Source organism: Cytophagaceae bacterium ABcell3, assembly GCA_030913385.1.
GTDB lineage: Bacteria > Bacteroidota > Bacteroidia > Cytophagales > Cytophagaceae > ABcell3.
Genome location: CP133159.1, coordinates 1822545 through 1834324, shown reverse-complemented (window position 1 = coordinate 1834324; position 11780 = coordinate 1822545). Strand labels below are relative to the sequence as shown.

Here is an 11780-nt window from a genome sequence, read left to right as displayed (position 1 = left end):
GGCGGCCATCAAAAGTTGTTAAAACTTGCAAAACAAACAAGTAACAGCACCCCGAGAATATAATCTCAGTTCATTAATTTGCATTACAATGCCACAAAAAGGCAGGGCAGGTAGCAGGATCAAACACCCTCCTCTTACATCAGGATGGTATTAGAACCTCCTAGAAACTAAGACTGGAAAACAAAGGTAGTCTGATATAAAAAAATCCGAACAATATGCCCGGATTCTATTTCCAAAAGTTTCACAGCAGATATTACGCTGTTGTAAGTGCCTTGATCTTTTTAAGAAAACCGTTCTTGGTCTTAACTTTTTTAATAGAATTGGCAAATTCCTGATCTCCTATAACTTCTGATACCCAGTTATAAAAATCGTTTTTTTCTTTATTTACATGATGAGCAAACGCTTCCTCAGAAATTTCAGGCATACAGTTAACAAGGTCATCAAGGCCGGTCAGGACTTTTCCATCCTGTACATAGAAATACTTTTCAGCAGTCATGGTAATTTTTATTTTTTCAGTTTAAGTTTGTTCGTTTTTTTTCCTTTATGTAACCCTAAGGCAACAACTTGTAAATTAGTTCCATTTACTCTGCAAAAGAAAAGTATCTAAATGTAAGAAACAAGAACAATTTATTCCATTTGCAGATAAATGATAAAAGTCATCAAAAGCAATAGTCTCCCCTACTCCCTTTCATGTATTATCAGAAGCAACACACACTACACTTCCTCCAAAACCAAAAGGCCAAACTACATAATAATAGACAAAAAAAATACCGCCTCAATCACTCCATTTAGGCTAAATATTTCGGAAAAAGAATTATTTATTCTTACCCTACTCCACCATGACCTTTTGCACCTCTTCCCCCACTGACGATGCTATATGAAGAAAGTAAAGGCCTGAAAACTCTACAGGGACTACAAATGCACAATTGCCGCCTGATGCAACAGTTTCAGGCTTTAGAGAAACGACCTTTCCAAAAACGTCTACCATTTTAAATGAGTCGATGGTATGACACTCCCGGTTAATCCAGAGCCTACTACCTCCTGTTACAGGAACAGGATAGACACGCAAAGGTGCAGCTTTTGGGGCTTCTGAAGCAGACAAAATACTTTCACACACATCTACGCCATTACCTGAGAAAGAGTAATGCTTATCAAAAAATCTTTGGATCACTTCGGCAGAGGCAATACTAAAAGCTTTGCGGTTCTTGTAAGAATCCCTGACCCCGCGCATATTACACTCAATTTGTATGGCATCTATGTTACCACCATTTAAAGAGCCATGCTTACGAGTATTATAACCACCTGAAAAGTAAAAATCCAACAAAGCAGGAGCAGGGTCATCTGGAGAAGGCACTGCTGAGTAACCATATTCCTCATAAAATCCACCGAAGCTATCCTCACCCCTAAGTACTTCTGAAAAAGACTTCTCTGAATCATTTTCCAAGACAAGGTGCTTAATACTGCTATTATTTACAAAATCTCGCTCATCCAGCTGCTCATCAGAGAGCCTCAGATTGGCAGCGGTAAGTAAATATCCTAATTCCAACCTTTGTTTAATATGCCCATGGCCATGTAGGTCAAGATAAAGCCCTTTTCCATATTGCTCTACCACTTGCTCTTTGGCTTGTTCGGTAAATGCATGAAACTCTTCCCACGCCTGTTCGGCATATTGATTACCGTCAGCGGCCTCCGCTTTATCACGGTTGGCATCAAGCTTGCTTCTATTGAGTTTATTGATAATCAGATGAGGTCGGCACCCAAACAAGTCAAAAATAGCACTATCAAGTTGATAGGCTAATTCTTCGGTATACAAATCAGTTGTATGCACGCAGCCACTACAGGATCTATCTGGAATTTCTTCAGGTTCTAAATATCCACCATGTGGTGCAGAAATAATTAACGGCAAGCTCCCTGGCCGATATTCAATATACCCATTGCGGCCCAGCAAAACTTCCTGTCCAAAAGCCGACCAAGCACTCCAAACCACCAAAAGAATACAAAGGAAAGCACCCCTCATAACTCCGCAATTAATTGAACTTTATAAAGTTAATAAAATAAATTTTAATCCAAAAGGACAAAAGGAAGCAAAGCATATAATATAAATCAGGTATTCTGCCGTTATAGAGGAAAACCAAACCTCTCATAACCATCTACGACATTAACCGTTCAATAAAAAACATGGCATTTCTTGCCACATTAACTTTAGGTTCCAAGAACGGACAAACAAAGGACAAAATACGCTATCACTTTAGCAGGTTCTTAAAATATGATATGGGTGAAAACCAAAGATATTATTATATTTACCATTAAGGCTTTTCCTAAAAAATGGAAAATTCTATATAAAACCAGATTTTATGAAGCATTACATGATAGATATTACCCTTCCTCAGTACTATGATGAAGGTTTTAATGAGAAAGTTCCAGAGCAGATTGAAATGATCGACGACTTAATGGAAGAGGAGTTAATTGTATCCTGGAGTCTTTCCCTTGACCAAAGCAAAGCCTGGATTATTGCAGTAGGCGATTCCGAAGAAGAAATCGTTGACCTATTAGTAGACTTCCCGCTACTTTCCTATTTCAAGTACTCGATTCACCAACTATCTCTTTTTAACACCTTTAAAAACACGGACATCCCTCCGTTTTCCTTAAATTGATATGAAAATTAAGGCTTTATTTTCTTTATTGGTTTTGTGCGTTTTTACAGGTTTTAAGCCCTTAGAAGAAGAAGACAAACCAGAGCTCATATATGTCTTTGACCCTTTGTGCGGCTGGTGTTATGGTTTTTCACCTGCTATTCAGCAACTACAGAACGATTATAAAGATAAAGTAACTTTCAGGATAATGAGTGGTGGACTTTCTACCAGCGACAAACCTCTGCCAGAAGAAGCTGTAGCATATATAACTCAAGCGCTTGGTCAGGTAGAAAAGAAAAGCGGTGTCCCGTTTGGAGAAAAATACATACAACTGCTAAAGGACAGCAAAAACAGCTATAGCTCTTTGCCTCCATCCATAGCAGTATCTGTAGTAAAAGAGATGAACAGCGATATTGCCTTTGAATATGCCATAAGCTTACAAGAGGCTATATTCCACGAAGGTATGTCCCCGAATGATGACAGCACCTATACCATGCTTGCTCAGAAACACCGTTTAGAAGAAGAAGTGTTTTTTGACAAATTCAACACAGCACTTTTTTAAAGAAAAAACCGAAGCCGAATTTGAGCTTGTAAATGAATCTGGTATTTCAGGGTTCCCTACCCTAATCCTAAAGAAAGGAGAAGGTGATTATCACATTATCACCACTGGATGGACCAAATACAAGAAAATACAAAAAGCACTGGACAAGCAGCTAAGAAAGTAGTAATAGTTTAGGGGTTACCATTTACATCACTTTTGCTTTTCCAACTTCTTTAACTCCTCTGACAATTCATCATAAGCATCTGTACAAATGCTTTCTATCTTTTGAATAAGGGGCGCAGCCAAAGAGTAGTCTTTCGATGTTTTAGCAATATCTTCTACCGCTTTTACATCCTCTGTTAATTGAGAAATGCCCATCATAGTAATGGTTGGCTTTACCTTGTGTATCACCTTCCTAAACTTTGCCCAGTCCTCTTTCTCTAAAAGCACCTTAGCTTCGGCAATAGCTCCAGGTGTTTGCCTAAGGAAAATCTCCATCATCTCCTTCACAAAGCCCACATTTCCTCCTGATGCTTCTTTCAAATAATTCAAATCAACTATACTGGCCATATTAGTATTTTCAGTTTCATATACTGCTTCCGGTTCTTGAACAACCGAAGCATTGCCTTCTTTCATTGTATACTGTCGGATTTTTAGAAAAAACATTTCAGGATCAAAAGGCTTTATAATAAAATCATTGATTCCCGCTTTTAATGCTTTATTCTTCACCTCTGAAAGAGAAGCTGCTGTTAAAGCTATTATTGGTGTTTTATTGTTTTTGTTCTTATAATCATGCCTAATATGGTGCGCTGCTTCATACCCGTCCATTTCGGGCATTTGAAGATCCATAAGTATGGCGTCATAAAGCTTTTCTTCTGTGACCGAAACAGCTTCCTCCCCATTGGCAACGATATCTGCCTCTAGCTTAAACTTCTTAAAGAATTTATCGGCTACCTTCTGGTTCATCAGGTTATCTTCCGCCATCAAGACTTTAAATCCGCTAAGGTCATTATCTTTTCCAAACTTGTTTAATGTATTTTCAACCTTAACTTTCTTACCGATCTTAAAGTCAATATCAAAGAGAAACTTCGCCCCCATTCCAGTCTTGCTTTTGACTGTTATAGCACCGCCCATTTGCTCTACCAGCTTTTTGGTAATAGTCAATCCCAAACCAGAGCCTCCATACTTTCTGGCTGTTTCTGAGCTTTCTTGCGAAAAGCTCTCAAAGATAAGATCAAGGCTTTCTTCAGAAATTCCTTTTCCAGTATCCACAACAGCAAAAACCAACCTACAAGTTTCTTTGTCTTTTTCTATTAGCCCACAATGTATTTCTATAGAGCCTTTGTCAGTAAATTTAAAGGCGTTAGAGACCAGGTTTAAGAAAATTTGGTTTAACCTTAAAGGGTCTCCTTTTAAATAAAGAGGCACCTTTTTGTCTATTTTTACTTTAAACTCAATACCCTTTTCCTTAGCCTTAAATTGGTAAGTTTTATAAATATTATCAAGCAACGTCCCTAAACTGAAGTCAGTCTCTTCCAAAGTCATCTTGCCAGAATTCAACTTTGAAAGGTCTAGAATATCATTAATAATAATGAGCAGATTGTCGGCAGATACTTTTAAGGCCTGCAAGAGTTCTTTTTGTTCTTTGGTAGGCTTGCTGTCCAGCAATAGGTTTGTCATTCCCACCACCGCATTCATAGGCGTCCTGATCTCATGGCTCATTACAGAAATGAACTGTTCTTTTGCCCGAGTAGATTCTTTGGCTATCTCAATGGACTTCAACAACTCTTCCTGTGCAATTTTCCGTTGGGTAATGTCCCTTGCATATGTTTGGAATCCTTTAACCCGGTTCCCTTCCTTCACCATAACCACATTCTGCCCCACCCAAATAGACTCACCAGATTTAGTCATGACAGGAAATTCCTTATAAGTAGAGGAAATTTTATTTTTAAACTGTCGAGCGTAAAATTCTATCACTTCCTCACGGTAGTCTGGCCTAATAAGCTCAGAAAAATGCTTTTCTATAACTTCTTCATAGCTATACCCCATACGCTGTAGTGTAATAGGGTTAAAGTATTTGAAGTAACCTTCAGGGGTATTGGTATAAATCCACTCATTGGCATACTCAACAAGTTCCTTAAAGTCAAAAACCACTTCTTCCGGCCCCAAAATAAGATTCATGGCGGTTAAGTAAGAAAGTGTTTCTATAAATTTTTTCTGATCTTGACTTTGGAGTTCTGGAACCTGAAACATGGCAATAAGCTGTCCATGCTTTACAACAGGGTAAAAATGACGTCTATTAAATGTGAAATGGCTTTTGCATTCTTCTTCAGAGTAAATCTCCTGAAGGTTTGCCGATTCATCTTCTAAGTGACCATGTAGCAGTAAAAACTGCTTGGCAACAATTGTATACAGGTTATACTTTATCTTGTTTTTAAGAAAAGCCTCATCGAGCAACGCAAATAAGTCCTTATTTGTAGTTGTTTCGGAAAATTTTTTAAGTAATGATTCTAGATCATTATTGTCTAGTGCTAAATTCATATTTCACCCATACCTGCCTTTTTCCGGATTTAAAATACCTAACAAAAAAAGTTTCGTATAAAAATAAATAAAAATATTTAAGAAACTTACAAAAAAATAGCTTCTGCCTTACATTATTCCAAACAAAAATCGTGCTAAACCATTAACCATACTATTAAAACCAGGAAACTTATGCGTATAAAGACCTTATTTCTTAATTGTACTTTAAAGAAAACTCCTGAGACCTCTAATACAGAAGCTTTAATCAAAAAAGCAGAAGCAATATTTAACTCATTAGGAGCCCAAACAGAAATCTTGCGCTTAGCTGATTATCATATAAGCCTAGGGATAGTTCCGGAAAAAGTTGATGAAAAAGATGAGTTCCCCTTGATTTATAATAAAATTAAAGAAGCAGATATTCTCATTGTAGGTTCGCCCATTTGGTTTGGCAATCGCTCCTCTCTGGTACAGCAACTCATGGAGAGGCTTGACGGCTCTTACACCCAAGCAAATAAAGACAATGGTCAGTACCCACTTTATAATAAAGTAGCAGGCACAATTATAACAGGCAATGAAGATGGCGCCCACATGGTCGCTTCCCAAACATTGTTCAACATGATGCACTTGGGTTGCACCATTCCGCCAAACTCAGACTGCTACTGGGTGGGCGAGGCAGGTCCTGGCGAAAGCTACATAAAAGAAGGAGGCGCTAAACATTTATATACCAATAAAACTTGCCATTTTTTGGTGCATAATACTTTTTGGTATGCGCAATTGCTTAAACAGCACCCCAACCCTAACAACCTAAACACACTTTACGAAGCAGCCCAAAAAGAAAGTTAGTAAAACGAAACATAGCCCCAAGCTCTACCTTAGTGAACTTAGGGGCTAGTAATTATCTAAAAATATTGCTGATTAAACCAACCATTTGATATTGCACCCTACACTTGGCTTCTGCTCGGATGAAACAGGATTTCCAGCAAGCATGGCATCTAAAGCAGCTCTAATATCTTTCCCTGTTACCGGCACATCGCTTTTTGGTCTTGAATCATCCAGTTGCCCACGGTAAGCCAGGTTTAAGCTACCATCATAAATATAAAAGTCAGGGGTACAAGCGGCATCGTAAGCTTTGGCTACCTTTTGCGTTTCATCATACAAATAAGGGAAAGGGTACCCTTCCTTTTCAGCATGTATTTTCATTTTGTCCGGTGCATCATCTGGGTAGTTTTTGACATCGTTGGAGCTAATAGCAATAACAGAAACACCTTTGGGAATATAATCTTTGGCCAGCCGGACCAATTCATGATTGATGTGCTTAACGAATGGACAATGGTTACAGATGAACATGATTACTGTAGCCTTATCAGATTTTAAATCTTGCAGTGTAAATTCCTTGCCCGTTACTGTATCAGGAAGCGAAAAGTCTGGGGCTTGAGATCCCAAGGGAACCATATTTGAAGGAGTTTGTGCCATAATAAATCAAAAATAAAATATTAACAATCCTAAAATTTAAAAAAGCTGCCCCACAAATCCAACTGAAACCTCATAACAGCATTCATATTGCTCCCGAACCATCCAAGAAACATCTAAACATTATTACTTTTGCCGATCAAGATATCGGTTTCGCAACACCCTTCTCATTAACTTATTCGAAGCCGTTCTTGGGAGATTTTCTGTTTTTACAACATCAAAAATTCTAAAAAGTGGGTTTAGCTCCTTGGACAGTTTATCCTGCATTTCTTTTTTCAATATATTCAAATCTATATTTTTCACCAAAGGCTTGACATAAACAACCAGTTTTTCAGGCCCTCCCCCAGCACCAGCAATAGCCACAGCAGCACATTCAAATACATCTTCATGCTTATTCAGCACCTCTTCAATTTCCACCGCACTTATTTTGATACCGCCTAAGTTCATGGCATCATCTACCCTTCCTGAACTTTTAAAGAACTCAACCCCCATTTCTTCATGGACTTCAAAAGCATCTCCATGTTTCCTCAAAGCCTCACCATTCGGACCAGCAGGCACATGCTGATAATATTCTTCATGATGGTCCCGGTTAAGCAGTTTTTGGGTAAGCCCTATAGAAGGTGGCACGATAAACACTTCTCCTGCCACGCCTTCCCCTACTGGTTTCCCCTGCTGATCAAGAAGGTAAAAATCTAACCCGAGTGCAGGTGTAGTAAATACCGATGGCGATGCCGGTTGAACTACAGTGCCAGTGATGTAAGCACCTCCAATTTCTGTACCACCACAATACTCCACTATAGGAGCTTTGAAGCCGCTCAAATACATCAAATAAAAGTAATCTTCCGGATTGGAAGGCTCGCCTGTAGAACTCCACAAGCGAACTTTCCAATCTACTTTTTTATGAAAGTCTTTAGCACGCCACGCTTTGACCACAGAAGGTATAGTGCCCAGCACAGAGACTCTTGCTTCTTTTACAAATGATGCATAGTCTTCACCAGTAGCTGCACCTGTATAAATAGCCATAGTGGCTTTATTAATTAAAGTGGCAAAAATAAGCCATGGAGCCATCATCCAACCCATACCAGTAGTCCAAGTCACCACATCTTCAGGTTTGATGTCTTGATGATAAAAGCCATCAGAAGCACATTTGATAGGTGTCAGGTGTGTCCACGGAATAGCTTTAGGCTCTTTGGTCGTACCTGACGAAAACAAAATATTGATCAAATCGTCAGGTTTAGCTTCTACTGCTTGAAATGCATCATTGCCAAGTAGTTCTTCAAAATACATTTCCCCGGATTTCTTCTCGTCTTCCCCTGCTAACCGGCAGAAAATTAATTTTTCAGGTACCGCTTCACGTACCCGGGAGATAACGTCAAGATATCGGCCACCATAGGTATAGCCATCACAACAAACAACACCTGAAGCATCTGTCATTTCAATCCTTTTACGCAATTCAGTAGCAGAAAAACTATCTGCCACAGAAACCACCACCATTCCGGCTTTGATAATACCCAAATAGGCTACCACCGCTTCCATACATAATGGGATATACAAGACAATACGGTCTCCTTTCTGAAAACCTACACTTTCCAGCCCTGAAGCAAATTGCTTGACTTTTTTACCTAATGCTTCGTAAGTTACCCGTTCAATATTGGCAGCACCTTCTAATGCATAAACTATAGCGTCTTGTTCTTTTCGTCCTTGAAGGCAGCTTTCTACTATATTTAAAGTAGCCCCCGAAAGCCATTCAGGATTTTCTACCCCCTTGCTCAAGTCCATGACTTTGGTAAAAGGTTTAGAAAATTTTATATCCAAGAAATTAATGGTCCGCTCCCAGAAGGCTTCACGGTTTTCAACCGACCACTGGTGCAGTTTCTTATAGGTAGGGATATCTAAACCATGCATCAAGCGGGCAATATTAGAACGCTCTACTGTACTTTCATCAGGCACCCAAGCTATAGGCACCTCTTCACTGGCAAATATTTGAAGGTAAATATGGCACAAAGATTCAAAATCAGCTTTTCCTCCTACTTGAGCAGCAATTTTCTTCCATAAATTCGCTTTCTCTTCAGTAGTCCCTTTGCCAGCCACCTTAAAGTATTCAAATGCAAGCTGAGGTGTCAGTACATTTACAGCATTTTTCATATTGTCAAAAAAATAATTCTAAATACATATACGGAAAAATCAATCTATGAATAAAAATGACCAAAAAAAATATTGGGCCGTGCTTTATAGGAAAACTTACCCTTTAAACATATTATTAATTGACTTGTTTATCAATACATACTTCCCCTCCCCTTGTTGGTGTTTTCACCAACAAGCCACCTAAACTCCCCCACACCTAACATTCATATTTTCACTCAAAGAATGACATATAATGAGTTAAAAAACCGAAATCATCCTTACCTTCTTCATAAAACCTCATAGACGAAAAATAATAATTCAACGGGCCAAGTGCTAACCGCCATTTCCCCTGTACAGGATTATTATGTATATAGTCCAGTTTCTGTTCAATAACCTTTCTAGAGCTAAGATACTTACTTAATGAATTTCTTTGCCAAAATTGGTACTTTCGATCTTTCAAATCAACACGAAAATGCTCTAATACATTAAGGTGATTTTTTGCTAAATCAAATTTAATCATTTGCCCAGTGAATTTTAGAAAATTCCTCTGAACATCCTCTAATTTACACAGTGGGGCAACCTTCCAAAGCAAATGAAGGTGATTAGGCATAATTACAAACGCATATACCTTCACCTGTCCATTATCTGACAAATATTTTAAACTATCAATGATAATTTGTTTGTATTTGTCTGGTTTAAGAAGGAGTTTCCATTTATATACTGAAGCGGTAAAAATAAACAATTTTTTCATGTTCATCTTTTAAAGCATCATTCATTGGAAGAAGTTTTTACCTAAAATATAAACTAAAGCCATTTATCGCAAATATTGAATATACAATAACTTACTTTGCCAATATCTCACAGATACTGCATATAAAACAACTATAGTAGTTGTTGGTGAAACACCAACAACGAGGGGGGGGGACTTACCCTTTAAACATATTATTAATTGACTTGTTTATCAATACATACTAAGGCAAGTTTATTTTAGCCCAAGCAATGAAGCCCCATGCCCTTATTGCAAGAAAAGCGACTAAAATCATGTACACTTGCCAATTAGCAGACGTGATTTTTTACTTTTTTCTTGAGAATATATATATGAAAATAAATATATCAAAAACACTGCCCATAGGTGTTGGTATCATTTTCCTACTCTTGTTTTATTCCATTTACCTATCCTTTGTTTCCTCTGAACAAGCAAAAGAAAACTTTGCCATGGTAGAGTATACATATAATGTAATCAACCATGTGCAACAGATTGAAGAAAATTTAGTTCGGGCAGAGAGCAACGCCAGGGCATACTATATCACGGACGGAAGAGAAGAACTACTACAGAACTTCCATGGAAATGTAGCACAGATTCATGAAAATACAGCAATGGTAAAATATTTGACCAGGCAACAAATACCGTTGCAAAAGATCATAGACTCCCTGGAAATGTGTGTAAATGTAAGAATTAAGAAAATGAACAATATGATCGGTGCTGTAGGCAACCCAGCCGTAGACTCTGACAGTATTTTCAGAATTTACCAAAGTGCTACGGAAATAAACTATAGGATCAACAGCCTATTTAATCAAATAGAAGATTATGAGCTAGATCTGCTACAACAGCGCCAAGCCAAGACAGAAGACCAAGCAGTGATAAGCAGAAACTATTTATTAATAACCACTTTTGGCGCTTTTTTCATTGCCATAATTTTTGTCTACCTGATCAGAAGGGATATAAAAGGTCGCCAGAAAGTAGAACAAGACCTAAGGGCTTTGAATCAAAATAAAAACAAGTTCTTTTCAATAATAAGCCATGATTTGCGGGGACCAATTTATGCGGCAAAACAGCTTTGGGAATTGTTAAACCAAAGCAAAGAAGATAAAGACCGCCAACAAATATCTACGATGCTGGAAAACTCTATTAACAAAGTAGCCCTGTTATTGGAAGAGCTTTTAGAATGGTCCAAAGCTCAGATGGACAAAACCGAACACAACCCAAAACCTTTAAACATTAAAGCAACGACCTCAGAAGTTATAGATAAAATACAGCCAATGGCTACTAAAAAAAATATTCGTGCAATTAACCATGTACAAGATTACCAGATATTTGCAGACCATTATATGGTCTGTACTGTCATCAGAAACTTATTGAACAACAGCATCAAGTTTTCTCAAGAAAGTAGCAACATTTATATAGAGTCTGAGAAAAAGGAGAAACACTTGCTCGTATCAATCCGTGACGAGGGCATTGGAATGGACGAAAAAACCCTTAATAAACTTTTTAAGGTAGGCTCACAAATTACTACCAAAGGGACACAAATGGAAGAAGGTTCAGGGTTAGGCTTACTGCTTTGCAAGGACTTTGTTGAAAAAAACGGTGGCAAGATTTGGGCTGAAAGCCAAAAAGGCGAAGGGGCAACTTTTAAGTTTACCGTCCCTTTATACAATGGCTAGGCCTCTTTGTTGGTGAAAACACCAGCAACGGGAGGGGTATACTATAGCAG

The 11780-nt window shown here is 38.2% G+C and carries 11 protein-coding genes; 5 read left to right on the top strand and 6 right to left on the bottom strand.

Annotated elements, in window-relative coordinates; genetic code table 11:
- Positions 1-253 precede the first annotated feature (253 nt).
- Positions 254-496, bottom strand: a complete 243-nt coding sequence (locus RCC89_07495) for a hypothetical protein (GenBank protein ID WMJ73004.1) — start codon at positions 494-496, stop codon at positions 254-256.
- A gap of 333 nt (positions 497-829) precedes the next feature.
- A complete protein-coding gene (locus RCC89_07490) occupies positions 830-2017 on the bottom strand; it encodes a hypothetical protein (GenBank protein ID WMJ73003.1) in 1188 nt (395 codons plus the stop codon).
- A gap of 337 nt (positions 2018-2354) precedes the next feature.
- Here RCC89_07490 and RCC89_07485 point away from each other — a divergent pair, with 337 nt between their 5' ends.
- The 3 genes from RCC89_07485 to RCC89_07475 are packed head-to-tail and all read left to right on the top strand — an operon-like array spanning position 2355 to position 3358.
- Complete coding sequence (locus tag RCC89_07485; GenBank protein WMJ73002.1) at positions 2355-2654, top strand: hypothetical protein; 300 nt, start codon at positions 2355-2357, stop codon at positions 2652-2654.
- A gap of 1 nt (position 2655) precedes the next feature.
- Positions 2656-3195: a DsbA family protein gene (locus tag RCC89_07480; GenBank protein ID WMJ73001.1), complete on the top strand. Its 540-nt coding sequence runs from the start codon at positions 2656-2658 to the stop codon at positions 3193-3195.
- Entirely contained in the window at positions 3167-3358 is a 192-nt protein-coding gene (locus RCC89_07475; GenBank protein WMJ73000.1) for a hypothetical protein, read from the top strand. Before RCC89_07480 ends, RCC89_07475 begins: the two co-directional genes overlap by 29 nt.
- 26 nt (positions 3359-3384) lie before the next feature.
- On the opposite strand, the gene RCC89_07470 is transcribed toward RCC89_07475, so the two are convergent.
- Positions 3385-5715 (bottom strand): ATP-binding protein, encoded by a 2331-nt coding sequence (locus RCC89_07470; GenBank protein WMJ72999.1) that lies wholly within the window; start codon positions 5713-5715, stop codon positions 3385-3387.
- 171 nt (positions 5716-5886) lie between these two features.
- Here RCC89_07470 and RCC89_07465 point away from each other — a divergent pair, with 171 nt between their 5' ends.
- Complete coding sequence (locus RCC89_07465) at positions 5887-6537, top strand: flavodoxin family protein (GenBank protein WMJ72998.1); 651 nt, start codon at positions 5887-5889, stop codon at positions 6535-6537.
- A 72-nt stretch (positions 6538-6609) separates the two neighbouring features.
- On the opposite strand, the gene RCC89_07460 is transcribed toward RCC89_07465, so the two are convergent.
- The 3 genes from RCC89_07460 to RCC89_07450 all read right to left on the bottom strand — a co-directional run bounded on the left by RCC89_07460 (position 6610) and on the right by RCC89_07450 (position 10039).
- On the bottom strand, positions 6610-7146 hold the full coding sequence (locus tag RCC89_07460) for a thioredoxin family protein (protein WMJ72997.1): 537 nt from the start codon (positions 7144-7146) through the stop codon (positions 6610-6612).
- Positions 7147-7290: 144 nt separating this feature from the next.
- Entirely contained in the window at positions 7291-9309 is a 2019-nt protein-coding gene (locus RCC89_07455) for an AMP-binding protein (protein WMJ72996.1), read from the bottom strand.
- Between the two features lie 211 nt (positions 9310-9520).
- Positions 9521-10039, bottom strand: coding sequence for a transposase (locus tag RCC89_07450; protein ID WMJ72995.1), 519 nt, complete (start codon positions 10037-10039; stop codon positions 9521-9523).
- Positions 10040-10386: 347 nt separating this feature from the next.
- Between RCC89_07450 and RCC89_07445 the strand changes: the two genes are divergently transcribed.
- Positions 10387-11730, top strand: a complete 1344-nt coding sequence (locus RCC89_07445; GenBank protein WMJ72994.1) for an ATP-binding protein — start codon at positions 10387-10389, stop codon at positions 11728-11730.
- Positions 11731-11780 lie beyond the last annotated feature (50 nt).